Genomic DNA, 15,180 nt, shown 5'->3' on the forward strand with positions numbered 1-15,180 from the left:
CCTCGTGCGGCCACCTCAGCGCACCTCGTCGTCGTCGAACCCGGTGAAGTCCAGGTCGGGCAGGTGCAGCGCGCTCTCGGAGTCCGCCGGCTCGGCGACCGGGTGCGAGACGCCCAGCCGCCCCGCCTCGCGCGTCATCCGCGCCACGAGCTCCTCGTCCACGATCTCCTCGGCGTCGCTCTCCTCCGGCTCGCTGAGGAGCTGGCTGGCGGGGCCGATGAGCAGGGCCGCAGTGCCGAGCCCGCCGTCCTCGCGCCGGACGGGGATCTCGACCGCCGCGGATCCCCTCCGCAGCGCGAGCGCCTCGGCGTAGTGCACCAGCGACCGCGCGATGGCGCTGCCGGTCAGCACCGAGCTGCCCGCGTAGTGGATCCGTTCCATGCCCTCTTCCTACTCCTGTCCCGGATCAGGGGGCAGGAGTTGCGGGAGCGGCCTCGCCGTTGCTAGCGGAGCGCCTCGAGTCTCTCGTCGAGGCCGTCGCGCACCGCCGGCCACTCCTCGCGGAGGATCGAGTGCACGGCCGTGTCGCGCCACGATCCGTCGGCCCGCCGCTGATCGTGCCGCAGCACCCCCTCGAACGTCGCGCCCAGACGGAGGATCGCGGCCCGCGACCGCGCGTTGGCCGCGTCGGCCTGCAGCTTCACCCGCGAGTAGCCGCTGTCGAACGCGAGACCGAGCAGCAGCCGCTTCGTCTCGGGGTTCACCGCGGTGCCCCACACCTCGGGCGCGTAGGCGGTCCAGCCGAGGTGTGCCGCCTCGCGCGTCTCGTCGAAGTCGGCGAGCGCCGTCGCCCCGACCACCCGCCCGTCGACGAGGACGGCGCACGGCAGTCCCTCCCACGGGTAGTAGCGGCGGACGAAGGCGCTGAAGGCGGCCGGATCGGGATCGAGTCCGGCTGCTCCTCCTCCGTAGCCGCCGGCGAAGACCTCGGGGCGCGCGATCGCGGCGTGCAGGCCGTCGAGGTGCTCCTCGCCGAGCGGCTCGAGCACGACGGTGCGGCCGACGAGGCGCACGGGGCCCGGGCGGCGCGGAGGGACGGGAGCGGAGTCGGTCACCCGGCCATTCTGGGTCCCCTCCGCCCCGGCGAGAGGTCCAGACCGCGTGCCAGCATGGGGTCCATGGCCGACTCCGCGCTGTTCGAGACCTCCGCCGCCGCCTTCGTCCGCCTGCTCGAGCGGATCCGCGACGACCAGTGGACGCTGCCCGCCCTCGGCGAGTGGGACGTCCGAGGGCTCGCCGGGCACACCTCGCGCGCGATCCTCACCGTCGAGGCGTACCTGGGCGCCCCGGAGCCGGCCGAGGCGACGGTGCCGGACGCGCTCGCGTACTACGGGGCCCTCGCCGGCAACATCGGCGACCCGGCGGCCGTCGCCCGGCGCGGGGTGCAGGCGGGTGCCGCTCTCGGCGACCGGCCCGCGGTGGTCGCGGCGGAGGCGCTGCGCCGCGCGTCGGCGCGTCTCGCCGAGCAGCCGCCCGGCCGGCTCGTCGCGGTGGGGCCGCACTCCCTCGCGCTCGACGAGTACCTCCGCACCCGCGTGCTCGAGCTGGTCGTGCACTCCGTCGATCTGTCGCGCGCGACGGGAGCGCCCCACGGGCTGCCCGGCCCCGCTGTCGAGGCGGCCTGCGCGCTGGCGGGGTCGCTCGCGGCGAGGTCCGGGCGGGCGGAGGAGTTCCTCATGGCGGTCAGCGGCCGCGACGGGCTCCCGGCCGGCTTCTCGGTCGTCTGACCCCGGGCACGCGAGCACCCTGCAGATCGAGTAGGCCGCTCGCGGCCGTATCGAGATCTGCGCCCGCCGTACTGCCGGTGGATGCGGGTCTCGATACGCCGCTGCGCGGCTACTCGACCAGCGAAGGGGCCCTGCTGATCGAGTAGGCCGCTCGCGGCCGTATCGAGATCCGCATCCTCCGTACTGCCGGCGGAAGCAGACCCCGCTCAGGCCACAGCGAGTGCGGCGACCGGCGAGACCGTCGTCGCCCGGCGGGCGGGCAGCACCGCCGAGACGACCGTGATCAGCACGCCGACGGCCACCACCGAGACGAGGATCCCCACCGGGATGGTCGGCGGCACGAGGCCGATGCCCTTCATCGAGCCGAAGATCGCGATCGCCCCGCTCCAGCCGTAGACGACGCCGAGCACGAGGCCCAGCAGCGCCGCGGCGAGCACCATCTGCGCCGCCTCGAGCACGACCATCCAGCGCACCTGCGAGCCCGTGAATCCGAGGGCGCGGAGCAGCCCCAGCTCGCGGCGCCGCTGCAGCACGCTGAGCGAGAGGGTGTTGACCATGCCGACGGCGGCCAGGAGCACCGAGAAGCCGAGCAGGACGCTCATGATCGCGGTGCTGACCGACACGAACTGGTCGAGCGCAGCGAAGAGCTCGGGCTCCATGTCCTCGGACATCCGCATGATCGTGGCGAAGGTCGCGGCGGCGACCGCGAACATCGTGACGAGCGTCACTCCGATCACCAGCCCGATGACCGCGCGGGCGCTGCGGGCGGGGTTCCTGATGGCGTTCGCCGAGGCGAGGCGGGCGACCGGCCCGCCACCGAACGCCCGGCCGACCAGCGAGGTCAGCGGAGGCAGGAGCACGGGGGCGCCGAGGATGACGCCCGTGAACGAGACCATGCCCCCGACGAGACCGAGCAGCACGCCGTACGGGCTCACCAGTCCGGCCACGACACCCGCGCCCAGGAGGACGAAGCCGAGCACGACGAACGCGATCGCGAGCGCGTTGCGTCCGCGACGTCCGCGGAGCTCGTCGTAGCGCGGCTCCGCGGCGGATCCCGCGGCCTCGGCCGGCGAGACCGAGAGCACGCGCCGCGATCCGCCCCACGATGCGATCACGGTCGACGCGATCACCGCGGCGGCCGGCAGCACGAGGCCCGGCGAGACGAGCGGGTAGTCGATGCGCGAGAACGTGCCCGTGGCGAAGGCGAGCTCGGCGCCGGCCGCGACGAGCACGACGGCGGCGACGAGGCCGATGACCGCGCCGAGCACCCCCTGCACGAGGCCGTTCCGCACCACCTCGGCGCGCAGCGAGCGACCGGAGGCGCCCAGCAGCCGCAGCAGCGAGATCTCGCGGGTGCGCCCCGCGATGACGGTCGACACGGCGTTCGAGGTGACGATGCCGCCGACGAACACGGCGATGCCGAAGAACACCGCCCCGACGACTCCGAGGGTCGTCGCGGCCTGCTCGATGCCGTCGAGGCCGGCGTCCTGGAACGCGGCGACCATGTCGGCGACGACCATGACGAGCACTCCGCCGAACGCCGCAGAGAGGGCTGCGACCGTGACGATCGCTCCGCCGCCCTGGCGGGAGCCCGTGCGCACGCCGCTCACGCCGCCGCCTCCATCTCGAGCATCGCGCGCGAGACCTCCTCGGCGCTCATCCCGCGGCGGTCGTCGACGACGGCGCCGTCCCGGAGGAACACGATGCGGTCGGCGTACGCGGCCGCGATCGGGTCGTGTGTCACCATCGCGATCGACTGGCCGTACTCGCGGGTGGAGGCGCGCAGCAGCGTGAGGACCTCGCGGCCGGTGCGCGAGTCGAGGTTGCCGGTGGGCTCGTCGGCGAAGATGAGCTGCGGCCGGGTCGCGAGGGCGCGGGCGATGGCGACGCGCTGCTGCTGGCCGCCCGAGAGCTCGTAGGGCCGGTGGGTGAGGCGCTCGCGCAGTCCGAGGGACTCGATGAGGCTCGCGATCCACGCCTCCTCGTCGGCGGTGACACGGCGGCCGTCGAGCTCGAACGGCAGGCGGATGTTGCCGCGCACGTCGAGCGTGGGGATCAGGTTGAACGCCTGGAAGACGAAGCCCACCTCGCGGCGGCGGAGCATCGTCAGCTCGGCGTCGCCGAGGCCGCTGATCTCGGTGTCGCCGAGGAACACGCGTCCGTCGGTCGCCGTGTCCATGCCGGCGAGGACGTGCATGAGGGTGGACTTGCCGGAGCCGCTCGGACCCATGACGGCGGTGAACTCGCCGCGCTGGATCGAGAGGGTGACGCCGTCGAGGGCGACGACGGGGGGCGTGCTGCCGTACAGCTTGCGCACGTTCTCGACGCGCGCCACAACGGTGGAGGTCTGGTTCTGCATGTCCTCGACGCTACGGAGCGGGCCGCGTCGCGGGCGTCGCCCGACGGTGGTCGCCCGGTCATCCCAGCGGGGGACCGGAGGTGGTCCTCTGTACGGGCGGCCCAGGATCAGCGGGGGCGGAGTCCGGCCCGGCGGAGCGCGAGGGCGGCGAGGGCCCGCGTCGCCCCGGGGTCGCCTGTGCGCCACCCGGGGACGGCGTCCGGGTGCGCCGCGAGGATCTCGCGCGGCGACGCCTCCGTCAGCGCACGCAGCGCCAGGAGCTCGGAGCCCGCGGCCGTCGCGCCCAGCGCCCGGAGCTCGGCGGTGCGCCGGGCGAAGCGCAGTCGCGGACGCAGCCAGAGAACGGCCAGGAGCAGGAGCGGCAGCCCGCCGACGGCCAGGCCCGCCACGATCGCGAGGGCTCCCGCGAGCTGCTGCTGATCGCGACCCGCCGCGGCCAGCACGGAGCCGGCTCCGCTCGCCTCGTCGAAGGGCGCGCGCACGGCGTCGCCGAGCAGCGGGATGCCGCCGAGCGTCGTCCCGGCGTCGGACATGGTGGAGCCGAAGCCGCTGCCCGCGCTCTCGAGGCGGCGCCCGATCTCGGCCAGCCCGGCGATCAGGCTCGCCACTGCGATGCCGGCCGCGATCGCGATCACGGCGACGGCGACCGCCAGGGCGTCGGCCGTGATCTGCCGCGCACGCACGGCGGGGAGGTCCGCGTAGATCTGCATCCGCCGATCATGCCGGGCCCGGGCCGAGGAACGCGCCCCCTTGCCGATCCGCTGGGGGAGGCGAGGTGTCGCCAGTCTGCTGATCGAGTAGCCCGCGCAGCGGGCGTATCGAGATCCGCGTGTCCCGGACGTGGCGGGACTCGATACGCGCCTGCGGCGCTACTCGACCAGCGGGGGCGGCGCTCAGTCTCGATGGCGTCTGCCGACTCCGCGGGGCCCGTTCCGGGTCGGCTCGGCGCGCAGGGCGACGGCGAGTGGGCGCGAGAAGGGGTCCAGCGGAGGCGCAGGGGCCGTTTCGCGGCGGTTCGCACCCTTGCTGGGGCGCCTTCGGTGCTGACGCAGGGCGGGGACGAGACGGATCTTCTGGGAGACGTGGGTCTCGATACGCCCCTTCGGGGCTACTCGACCAGCAAGGACCAGTAGATCCACCCGCGTCCGAGGACCCGGTCAGGCGGCCGCTCTGCTGCCGACGGCGGGTCTCGATACGCCCCTAGGGGGCCACTCGACCAGCGGAGAGTTCCCGCACCGCGGCGCCCGCGAGCGAGTCTGCCGCGGAGCGACGACGGGTGCGGGTCAGTCGAGGAGGTCGTGCAGGACGACGACCTGCTCGCGCTCGGGGCCGACTCCGATGGCCGAGAAGCGGGCGCCGCTCATCGCCTCGAGGGCGCGGACGTAGTCCTGTGCGGCCTGCGGGAGGTCGGCGAACGTGCGGCAGCCGGTGATGTCCTCCTGCCAGCCGGGGAACTCCTCGTAGATCGGCTTCGCGTGGTGGAAGTCGCTCTGCGAGACGGGGACCTCGTCGTGGCGCACGCCGTCGACGTCGTAGGCGACGCAGACGGGGATCGTCTCGAGGCCCGAGAGCACGTCGAGCTTGGTGAGGACGAAGTCGGTGACGCCGTTGATGCGCGCGGAGTAGCGGGCGATCGGGGCGTCATACCAGCCGCAGCGGCGCGGGCGGCCGGTCGTGGTGCCGAACTCGAAGCCCTGCTTGCGGAGGTACTCGCCCCACTCGTCGAACAGCTCGGTCGGGAAGGGGCCCGCGCCGACGCGGGTCGTGTACGCCTTGATGACCGCGATGACGCGCTCGATGCGGTTGGGGGCGACTCCGGAGCCGGTGGCGGCTCCTCCGGAGGTCGCGTTCGAGGACGTGACGAACGGGTAGGTGCCGTGGTCGACGTCGAGCATGGTGGCCTGGCCGGCCTCGAAGAGCACGGTCTTGCCGGCGTCGAGGGCCTGGGCGAGCACGAGCGAGGTGTCGGCGACCATGGGGCGCAGGCGCTCGGTGTACTGCAGCAGATCCTCCATGACCTGCTCGACGAGGATCGCGCGGCGGTTGTAGACCTTCACCAGCAGGTGGTTCTTCTGGTCGAGGGCGCCCTCGACCTTCTGACGGAGGATGTTCTCGTCGAAGAGGTCCTGGATCCGGATGCCGACGCGGTTGATCTTGTCGGCGTACGCGGGGCCGATGCCGCGGCCCGTGGTGCCGATCTGGCGCTTGCCGAGGAACCGCTCCGTCACCTTGTCGAGGGTGCGGTGGTAGCTCGTGATGACGTGCGCGTTGGCGCTGACGAGCAGCTTCGAGACGTCGACGCCGCGGGCGCTGAGCGCCTCGAGCTCGTGGAAGAGCACCTCGATGTCGACGACGACTCCGTTGGCGATGACGGGCACGACGCCCGGGGTCAGGATGCCCGAGGGGAGCAGGTGCAGCGCGTACTTCTCGTCGCCCACGACGACGGTGTGGCCGGCGTTGTTGCCGCCGTTGAACTTGACGACGTAGTCGACGCGGCTGCCGAGGAGGTCGGTGGCGCGTCCCTTGCCCTCGTCGCCCCACTGGGCGCCGGTGATGACGATTGCTGGCATGGCGTGTCCTTCTCGACGGGGAGTGGGCGCCCGGCCCGTTTCGGGTCCACCGGGCCTCGGCGGGCCGGCCCGACATCGAGATGCCGCTTCTGCGCGACCAGCCGCTCGATTCTAGCGGAGCGGCTCCGGGGGCGCTCAGGAGGCGGAGGGGATGCATCGCCGAGCAATGCTCTCGAATCCGACACACGGCGTTCACACATCCGGCCTAGGTTCGAAGACGTTCACTCTCCACTCATCACGCGAACAGGACACCGATGCGCCGATACCGCGCTGCCAGCCTCCTCGTCGTCGCCGCCCTCGGAGCGGCCACCGTCGCCCCCTCGGCGGCAGCGGCCACCGTCGACGACGGCCTCGAGCTCACCCTCGTCTCGACGACCGACACCCACGGACACGTCTACAACTGGGACTACTTCGCGAACGCGCCCTACGAGGGCGAGGACACCCTCGGCCTCACGCGCGTCGCGACCGAGGTCGACCGCCTGCGCGCCGAGAAGGGCGACGAGTCCGTCCTGGTCTTCGACAACGGCGACGCGATCCAGGGCACCCCGCTCAGCTACTACTACGGCCTGGGCGACGGAGCCGCGGGCGTCCTCGCCGGCGGGACGACGCATCCGATGGCCGCCGCGTTCAACACGATCGGCTACGACGCGCAGGTCGTCGGCAACCACGAGTACAACTACGGCCTCGACATGCTCAGCGCCTACGAGGGCGATCTGAACGCCCCGCTGCTGGGTGCGAACGTCGTCGACGTCGCCACCGGCGAGCCGTACCACGAGCCCTACACGCTGATCGAGCGCGAGATCGACGGCGAGACCGTCACCGTCGGCGTCCTCGGCCTCGTCACCCCGGGCGTCCGCGTCTGGGACAAGCAGTACGTCGACGGCGTGCTCGAGTTCCGCGACATGGTCGAGACCGCGAAGGAGTGGGTCCCGAAGGTGCAGGCCGAGGCCGACGTGGTCGTCGTGCTCGCGCACACCGGTCAGGGCACCGTCGCCGACGCCGACTACGACCCGGCCGACCTCAACGAGGACGTCGTCAACAACATCGCGACGCAGGTCCCCGGCATCGACGTGCTCGTCGCCGGGCACAGCCACCAGGACGTGCCGCAGACGCTCTACACGAACGTCGCCGGCGAGCAGGTGCTCGTCACGCAGCCCTACTACTGGGCGCAGGGCCTGACCGAGGTCACGCTGAACCTCGTGCCCGACGCGGCCGGCGACCTGCAGGTCGACTGGTCGGATGGCGAGGCGCCGGTCGCCGAGGCCGTCTACGCGCGCGACATCCCGGAGGAGTCGACCGCGGTGCTCGACGCGCTCGCCGAGGCGCACGCGACGACCATCGATTACGTGAACACCCCCGTCGCCGAGTCGGTCGAGGAGCTCTCGGCCGAGACCTCCCGCTACGAGGACACCCCGATCATCGACTTCATCAACTCCGTGCAGGCCGAGACGGTCGACGCCGCGCTCGAGGGTACGGAGTGGGCGGACGTCCCGGTGATCTCGCAGGCGTCGCCGTTCTCGCGCACCGCGGTCTTCCCGAAGGGGCAGGTCACGATCCGCGACATCGCGGGCCTCTACATCTACGAGAACACCCTGCGCGGAGTGGAGATGACCGGTGCCGAGGTGCGCGAGTACCTCGAGTTCTCGGCCCGGTACTTCAACCAGGTCGCGCCCGGCGCACCGTTCGACCCGGCCACGGGAACGAACGCGATCACCGAGGATCGCCCGACGGGCATCCCGGATTACAACTACGACGCGCTCTCGGGCCTGGACTACGTGATCGACATCTCGCAGCCCGCCGGATCCCGCATCCGTGATCTCGCCCAGCTCGACGGCACCCCGGTCGCCGACGACGACGTGTTCGTGATGGCGGTCAACAACTACCGTCAGAGCGGCGGAGGCGCCTACCCGGCCGTCGCCGCGGCTCCGCTGGTCTACGACGAGCGGCTCGAGATCCGCCAGCTGCTCATCGACTGGGCGACCGCGCGCGGAGTGATCGACCAGGCCGACTTCTTCGACGCGAACTGGTCGCTGACCTCGGTCGCGGCTCCGGTCACGCCCACCCCGACCGAGCCGGGCACCCCCGCGCCGACCGAGCAGCCCACGGCCGCTCCGTCGCCGCAGCCCACGGCCACGGCGGTGCCGGTCGCCGGAGGCGGGAACTCGGGCTCGCTCGCGCACACCGGCTCCGACGCGGCCGGCTTCGCGGGAGCGGCGCTCCTGCTGCTGCTCTCGGGAGCGGCGCTGACGATCCTTCGGCGCCGCCGCACGGCGTAGCGAGCGCCGCGCCCCGCGGGCTCCCTCCGCGGGAGCACCTCCGGCTCGTGGAATCGCGTTCGGCTCGCGGAATCGTCCTGATTCCGCGAGCCGGACGTCGTTCTGCGGGCCGGACGTGAGGCCGGCGTACCGAGCCGCCTCAGCGGCGGGCGACGATGCGCTCGGTGCCCGTCCACGTCGGCAGGGGACCGTAGCCGTCGCGGACGACGGAGACGACGGCCGCGGCGATCGCCCAGACGATCAGGGCGGCGAGGACGATGAGGAAGACCATGGCGAACTCCTTCGCATTCGGGCGCTCTCTGCGCCGATCACGACGATCCGCGTAAGACCCCGTCGGCCGCATCGGGCGATCGCCCTATCCCACCCGATCCCCGCCGTTCCGCGGATCCGGACGCACGTTCCGCCCGGGTGGCACCGCTCAGCGCCCCGGGATCCACGAGGCGGGACTCGTCCAGCCGCGCCCGCGCTCCTCCTCCGCTCGTCGGATGAGGCGATCGCCCGATGCGCCGCCGCGCACTCCCGCGGGAGCCTCCTCTCACCCCCGACGAGAGGACCGAGATGATGCTGAGCGACCACTCCTTCCCCGCGCTGCTCGAGGAGCGCGAGCGCCGCCTCGCGCAGGACCTCGAATGCGAGCGGCTGCGCCGGGAGCGCGCTGCGGAGACCTGCCGACCGCCCCTGATCAGCCGCCTCCTGCCCGCGCTCCGCCGCGGTCCCGCCCGCCTCTGAACGACTCCGCCGCGTTCCGGTCGAGCACCGGCGCGAAACCGACATCGCGCGTCGCGGAGCCCCTCCGGTGTCCGTGCCCGGTGGCACCATGACTCCCATGCCGATCCCGCCCTCCCCGTCCGTCCTCGTCGGTCGCGACGACGACCTCGCGGCCCTGCGGCGCGCCTACGAGCGGATGCTCGTCCAGGGTGCGCGCGCGGTGGTCGTCGGCGGCGAGGCCGGGATCGGCAAGAGCAGGCTCGTCGCCGAGTTCGTGCAGCGGCTGCCGTCCGAGGCCCTGGTGCTCCGTGGGCAGTGCGTCGATCTCGACCGCGACGCGCCTCCCTACGCGCCGATCACCGCGCCGCTGCGCGAACTGGCGCGCGTGGTGGGGCCGGAGGAGCTCGCCGCGCTGGCGGGCGCCTCGGTCGAGGGGCTGCGCATCCTGCTCCCCGAGCTGCCCGGGAGCGGCGAGCCGGCCGCGGCCGCCCCGCCCGTCCTCGAAGCGGTCACCGTCGCCCTCGAGGCGGCGTCGCGCGTGCGTCCGATCGTGCTGGTCGTGGAGGACCTGCACTGGGTCGATCCGGCGACGCTCGGAGTGCTGCGCTTCCTCGTGCGCGTCGCGACCGCCGGCCGGATCCTCGTGGTCCTCACCTTCCGCAGCGATCAGCTGCGCCGCGGCGATCCCCTGCGCGCCTGGCTGCCCGAGCTCGAGCGGAGCGACCGGGTGCAGCGGCGCGAGCTCGCCCGGCTCGACCGTCGCGGCGTCGAGGCGATGGTCGCGTCCCTCCGCGGTGCCGCGGTCGCTCCGCGCGATCTCGCGCTCGTCGTCGAGCGGACGGAGGGGGTGCCCTTCTTCGTCGAGGAGTTCGCGCGCGCCGAGGCGGCGACGGTGCCCGAGTGCTACCCCGAGTCGCTGCGCGACGTCCTGCTCGCCCGGTACGAGGGGCTCAGCGAGCCGACGCAGAAGATCCTGCGCACGCTCTCGGCGGGCGGCACCTGCGTCGAGCACGACCTCATCACGGTGGTGCACGGCGACGCCGACTCGGTCGAGACCGCGGCGCGCGAGGCCATCGCCGGCGGGGTGCTCGTCGTCGACGGCAGCAGCTACAGCTTCCGGCACGCCCTCGTGCGCGACGCCATCCACGACGAGCTGCTGCCCGGCGAGCGGGTCAGGGCGCACACCTGCTACGCCGAGGCGCTCGAGTCGCGGGGCCCGTCCGCCGCGTCCGAGATCTCGTACCACTGGATGGCCGCTCACGACGCCGAGCGGGCGTTCGCCTCCTCGCTCGATGCCATGGCGCACGCGCGCGCCTCCTTCGCCCACGCGCTCGCCGCCCGCATGGGCGAGCGGGCGCTCGAGCTGTGGGAGCAGGTGCCGCCCGAGGCCCGCGGGCGCGACCGGGCCGAGCTCCTCGGCTCGACCGCGCACCACTTCCGCGATGCGGGGGAGAGCGAGCGGGCGGTCGCCCTGGTCGACGAGGCGCTGGCGATCGAGGGCCTGGGCTCCCCGTGCCGGGCGACCCTCCTGCGGGACAAGGCGTCCTACCTCGCGAACCTCGGCCAGGTCGGCTCCGTCGCCCTGCTGCGCGAGGCGCTCGCCCTGCTCGAGGGCGGGGAGCCGAGTGCCCTGCGCGCACGGATCCTCGGCGAGCTGGCCGCCCGGCTGATGCTCGAGGCCGATCTCGTCGAGGCGGTCGCGGTCGCCGATGCGGCGGCCGCCGAGGCCGAGGCGGTCGGGTCGCAGGGGCGCCGGAGCGTCGCGGCGAACATCCGCGGCATGGCGCTCGTCGAGCTCGGCCGGATCGACGAGGGGCTGGAGCAGCTGGAGCTGGCCGGCGCGCTCGCGGGCGAGGACGACTCCGCTCGGCTGCGCTACTGGCTCAACCTCTCGGACGCGCTCTCGCTCCTCGGGCGGTTCCGCGAGGCGGTGGCCGCGGGCGAGCAGGGCGCCGAGCACGCCCGTCGGCACGGGGTCGCGCGCACGCTCGGCGCGATGCTGATGGCCAACACGGCCGACGCTCTCGCCTCGACCGGCGAGTGGCGCCGCGCCGAGGAGCTGCTCGACCGCGCGCTCGAGCTCGACGCTCCGCTGGGGTTCGCGGCCCACCTCCAGCGCCGCAAGATCTGGACGGTCCTCTGGCGCGGAGACCGGGCGCAGGCGGCGTCCCTCCTGGCCCGCTGGCGGCAGCCGCTGAGCCGTCAGCTGCGCACCGAGCGGCTCTCGCTCGTGGGCCTGGCGAAGGTCGCCGGAGCGATCGCGCTCGAGAACGGCGACGTCGCGGGCGCGTGGGCCGAGGTCCGCGACGCGATCGGGCCCGAGCACCGGCCGCTCCCCTCCGCCGATCTCTTCCTGCTCGTCGTCGTGGCCCGCATCGTGGCCGCCGCGCGCCGCGAGGGCGTCGTGCTCCTCGACGCGCAGGGCGAGCGGATCGACGCCGAGGCGCGGCTGCGCGAGATCCTCGCGACGGCGGCCCGGTGGCCGACGGGCGCCGCCCTGATCGCCGTGATCGAGGCGGAGCTGGGAGGCGCCTCGGGAACGGGGGACGACCCCCGCGCCTGGGCGGTCGCCGCCCGGGCGAACGAGGCCGACACGGCGGAGGTGCACCTGCTCCCCTACTCGCGGCTCCGCCTCGCCGAGGCGCTGGCGGCCGTCGGCCGGCGCGACGAGGCCGAGCGGGAGGCGCAGGAGGCGCGGGCCGTGGCCGAGCGGGCCGGCCTGGGGCTCCTCGTCGACGCCGTCGACCGCTTCGAACGGCGCCTCGGCCGTGACGCGGGGGCGGGTTCCGGAGGCGCGTCCGGCTCGGGTGCGCTCGGCACCGAGCCGTTGACGGACCGCGAGCGGCAGGTCCTCGCGCTCGTGGCGCAGGGGCTCGGCAACCGCGCCATCGCCGAGGAGCTCTTCATCAGCGTCAAGACGGCGAGCGTGCACGTCTCGAACATCCTCCGCAAGCTCGGCGCGGCCACCCGCACCGAGGCGGCGTACCTCGCCCGGAGGTCGGGCGGCTGAGCCGCCCCGCGCGAGGGAACCCCGCCGCGACCTCAGACGCGGCGCCGCCGGGAGCGCCAGACCGCGAACGCCCCGGTCGACCAGAGCGCCCAGATCACCAGCAGCGGCTGGAAGACGAGCCGGATCGCCCGCGCGGCGTCCGTCTCGAGGCCGAAGGCCGACGTCCGGGTGACGAGCTGCGAGACGTTGCCCGGGAACACCGCCACGAAGAACGCCGCGACCACGACCCCGACGACCACCCGCCACCGCGCCAGCAGCACGAGCGCCAGCCCCAGCGCGATCTCGACCACCCCCGACGCGACGACCACGGTGTCGGGATCGAACGGGAGCCACGGCGGCACCTGCGCCTGGAAGGACTGCCGCGCGAAGGTCAGGTGGCCGACCCCCGCGGTGACGAGCACGAGACCCAGGAGGATCCGGGCGATCGTGCGGGGCACGGAGCGGCCTGCTGCGCGAGAGGAGGACGAGGAGGCGGGCATGCCCCCAGTCTGCGCTCGGCAGCGCGCCGGATGCGCACGCGAGCGGGTCCGCAGACCGTCGGACGCGCGTTCCCGCGCCGCCCCGTATCCTCGTAACCGCCCCGTCCGCAGACCGTGAAACGAGAAGCATGAGCACCCTGCCCCGCCTGATGGCCTTCGACCTCGACGACACCCTCGCCGCCTCGAAGTCCCCCGTCGACCCGGCGATGGCCGACCTCCTCGTCCGCCTGCTGAAGGCGACCGAGGTCTGCATCATCTCGGGCGGGCAGATCGGCCAGTTCCGGATGCAGGTGCTCGACCGCCTCGAGGGCGCCGACCCCGAGGCGCTCGCCAAGCTCCACCTCATGCCCACCTGCGGCACGCAGTACTACCGCTTCGAGAACGGCGACTGGACGCAGGTCTACGCCGAGAACCTCACCGAGGACGAGAAGTCCCGCGCCCTCGCCGCCGTCGAGGAGAAGGCGAAGGAGCTCGGCTACTGGGAGTCCGAGACCTGGGGCCCGATCCTCGAGGACCGCGAGTCGCAGATCACGTTCTCGGCCCTCGGCCAGGCCGCGCCCGTGCCCGTCAAGCAGGCCTGGGACCCGACCGGCGAGAAGAAGAACACCCTCCGCGAGGCCGTCCAGGCCGTGCTCCCCGACCTCGAGGTCCGCTCCGGCGGCTCCACCTCGGTCGACATCACCCGCAAGGGCATCGACAAGTCCTACGGCATGAACAAGCTCACCGAGCTCACCGGCATCCCGCTCGACGACATGATCTTCGTCGGCGACCGCCTCGACCCCGACGGCAACGACTACCCGGTCAAGGCCATGGGCGTCGAGTGCTTCGCGGTCGAGGGCTGGCACGACACCGCCGCGTACCTGGAGTCGTACGGCATCTGATCCGCGGCATCCGGACCGCTCCGCGAGGCCCTCTGCTCCGGCAGGGGGCCTCGCGTCGTCCGGGCGAGGGCCGCTGCCGGGGTCACGCGGGCGCTTCCGCAGGGGTGACGCGCGAAGCCGACCGGCCTAGCATCGGAGGCAGCCACCGCGGACGCCCGCTGGACGCGCCTCCGCACCGCCCCGACCGAGGGAGTAGCGACATGAGCACGGACGAGATGATGAAGGCCATGCCGATGGCCGACGCCGCGACGATGGACACGACCGCGATGCAGGCCTGCATCGACGCGTGCTCCGCCTGCCTCCAGGCCTGCACGATGTGCTCCGCCGCGATGTCGTCGATGGACGGCATGGGCCGGTGCGCATCGATGTGCGCCACCTGCGCCGACGTCTGCCTCGCGATGATGCGCATGATGATGCGGCCGGCGAGCATGGACGCCGCCGTGCTGCGTCCGATGCTCGAGGCGTGCATCGCCGTGTGCCGCGCCTGCATGGCGGAGTGCTCCTCCCACGCCGAGATGAGCGAGACCTGCCGTCTGTGCGCGATGGCCTGCGAGGACTGCGCCTCGGCGTGCGAGGCGATGCTGGCGACCCTGCCGGCCTGACCGGCGCTGCGGGACGGGCCGTCGCTCCGCTAGGGCCCGGTGAACACGATCTCGCGTGCTCCGCTCGTCCTGATCGCACGATCTGCGGCGTCGGGAATCTCGACCACTGCCCGCAGTGGCCTTCGCTTCCCTCCTTGCAGCTCGCACGATCTGGCCGTGCTCGCGACGGCGATCTCGTGTTCACCAGGCCCTAGCCGCGGGCGACGCTGATCTGCTGCGCGCCCGCCGTCAGCACGCCGTAGCGCGCGTGGAACGACACCGGAGCACCCGCGGCGAGCGCCGTCGGGGCGTGGTGCCAGACGCGCTCGGTCGCGCCCGACTCCCAGAGCACGAGTTCGATCCAGCCCTCGTTGTCGACCGAGGCGACGATCGCGTCGACCCGGCCCTGCGGAGTGGCGCGCGCCAGCCGCAGCTGCAGTGCGCCGAGTCCGTGGCCGGCCCGGTCGTGCACGCACATCGCGCCGCGCTCGCAGGCGGTGTCGACCGTCGTCTGCAGGCGGGTGCGGGGTGGCATGGCGCGTCCTCTCGTGGGGTGGTTCCCGCCACGGTAGGCGGCGCACTCGGCGTC

The 15,180-nt window shown here is 73.4% G+C and carries 15 protein-coding genes; 6 read left to right on the top strand and 9 right to left on the bottom strand.

The window, feature by feature from the left end:
* Positions 1-15 precede the first annotated feature (15 nt).
* On the bottom strand, positions 16-381 hold the full coding sequence (locus tag C1I63_RS03820; protein ID WP_107573836.1) for a hypothetical protein: 366 nt from the start codon (positions 379-381) through the stop codon (positions 16-18).
* Positions 382-443: 62 nt separating this feature from the next.
* Entirely contained in the window at positions 444-1,055 is a 612-nt protein-coding gene (locus tag C1I63_RS03825) for a GNAT family N-acetyltransferase (RefSeq protein ID WP_244906973.1), read from the bottom strand.
* Between the two features lie 63 nt (positions 1,056-1,118).
* Between C1I63_RS03825 and C1I63_RS03830 the strand changes: the two genes are divergently transcribed.
* A complete protein-coding gene (locus tag C1I63_RS03830; protein WP_170116306.1) occupies positions 1,119-1,727 on the top strand; it encodes a maleylpyruvate isomerase family mycothiol-dependent enzyme in 609 nt (202 codons plus the stop codon).
* A gap of 206 nt (positions 1,728-1,933) precedes the next feature.
* On the opposite strand, the gene C1I63_RS03835 is transcribed toward C1I63_RS03830, so the two are convergent.
* The 4 genes from C1I63_RS03835 to C1I63_RS03855 all read right to left on the bottom strand — a co-directional run bounded on the left by C1I63_RS03835 (position 1,934) and on the right by C1I63_RS03855 (position 6,656).
* A complete protein-coding gene (locus tag C1I63_RS03835; RefSeq protein WP_244906974.1) occupies positions 1,934-3,337 on the bottom strand; it encodes an ABC transporter permease in 1,404 nt (467 codons plus the stop codon).
* Positions 3,334-4,086 (bottom strand): ABC transporter ATP-binding protein, encoded by a 753-nt coding sequence (locus C1I63_RS03840; protein ID WP_107573838.1) that lies wholly within the window; start codon positions 4,084-4,086, stop codon positions 3,334-3,336. The genes C1I63_RS03835 and C1I63_RS03840 overlap by 4 nt, the downstream gene beginning before the upstream one ends.
* Positions 4,087-4,193: 107 nt before the next feature.
* Positions 4,194-4,796, bottom strand: a complete 603-nt coding sequence (locus C1I63_RS03845) for a hypothetical protein (protein WP_107573839.1) — start codon at positions 4,794-4,796, stop codon at positions 4,194-4,196.
* 573 nt (positions 4,797-5,369) lie between these two features.
* The gene (locus C1I63_RS03855) at positions 5,370-6,656 is read right to left on the bottom strand and encodes an adenylosuccinate synthase (RefSeq protein ID WP_055794202.1); all 1,287 of its coding nucleotides are present in this window, start codon (positions 6,654-6,656) and stop codon (positions 5,370-5,372) included.
* A gap of 254 nt (positions 6,657-6,910) precedes the next feature.
* Between C1I63_RS03855 and C1I63_RS03860 the strand changes: the two genes are divergently transcribed.
* Positions 6,911-8,932, top strand: a complete 2,022-nt coding sequence (locus C1I63_RS03860) for a bifunctional metallophosphatase/5'-nucleotidase (RefSeq protein WP_211315561.1) — start codon at positions 6,911-6,913, stop codon at positions 8,930-8,932.
* A gap of 139 nt (positions 8,933-9,071) precedes the next feature.
* On the opposite strand, the gene C1I63_RS20260 is transcribed toward C1I63_RS03860, so the two are convergent.
* Positions 9,072-9,203 carry a hypothetical protein gene (locus tag C1I63_RS20260; RefSeq protein WP_268966587.1) on the bottom strand — a complete coding sequence of 44 codons (132 nt, stop codon included), beginning with the start codon at positions 9,201-9,203 and terminating at the stop codon, positions 9,072-9,074.
* Between the two features lie 287 nt (positions 9,204-9,490).
* On the opposite strand from C1I63_RS20260, the gene C1I63_RS03865 reads away from it, so the two are divergent.
* On the top strand, positions 9,491-9,661 hold the full coding sequence (locus C1I63_RS03865; RefSeq protein WP_211315562.1) for a hypothetical protein: 171 nt from the start codon (positions 9,491-9,493) through the stop codon (positions 9,659-9,661).
* A gap of 97 nt (positions 9,662-9,758) precedes the next feature.
* A complete protein-coding gene (locus C1I63_RS03870; protein ID WP_170116307.1) occupies positions 9,759-12,650 on the top strand; it encodes an ATP-binding protein in 2,892 nt (963 codons plus the stop codon).
* 32 nt (positions 12,651-12,682) lie between these two features.
* On the opposite strand, the gene C1I63_RS03875 is transcribed toward C1I63_RS03870, so the two are convergent.
* Positions 12,683-13,129: a DoxX family protein gene (locus C1I63_RS03875; RefSeq protein ID WP_107573843.1), complete on the bottom strand. Its 447-nt coding sequence runs from the start codon at positions 13,127-13,129 to the stop codon at positions 12,683-12,685.
* Positions 13,130-13,257: 128 nt separating this feature from the next.
* On the opposite strand from C1I63_RS03875, the gene C1I63_RS03880 reads away from it, so the two are divergent.
* Together C1I63_RS03880 and C1I63_RS03885 are read left to right on the top strand one after the other, a co-directional pair.
* On the top strand, positions 13,258-14,010 hold the full coding sequence (locus C1I63_RS03880; protein WP_055794196.1) for an HAD-IIB family hydrolase: 753 nt from the start codon (positions 13,258-13,260) through the stop codon (positions 14,008-14,010).
* A gap of 200 nt (positions 14,011-14,210) precedes the next feature.
* The gene (locus tag C1I63_RS03885; RefSeq protein WP_107573844.1) at positions 14,211-14,612 is read left to right on the top strand and encodes a four-helix bundle copper-binding protein; all 402 of its coding nucleotides are present in this window, start codon (positions 14,211-14,213) and stop codon (positions 14,610-14,612) included.
* Positions 14,613-14,802: 190 nt separating this feature from the next.
* On the opposite strand, the gene C1I63_RS03890 is transcribed toward C1I63_RS03885, so the two are convergent.
* Positions 14,803-15,126 (bottom strand): hypothetical protein, encoded by a 324-nt coding sequence (locus C1I63_RS03890; protein ID WP_107573845.1) that lies wholly within the window; start codon positions 15,124-15,126, stop codon positions 14,803-14,805.
* Between the last annotated feature and the right edge of the window lie 54 nt (positions 15,127-15,180).

The sequence above is a fragment of the Rathayibacter caricis DSM 15933 genome (assembly GCF_003044275.1).
Classification (GTDB): domain Bacteria; phylum Actinomycetota; class Actinomycetes; order Actinomycetales; family Microbacteriaceae; genus Rathayibacter; species Rathayibacter caricis.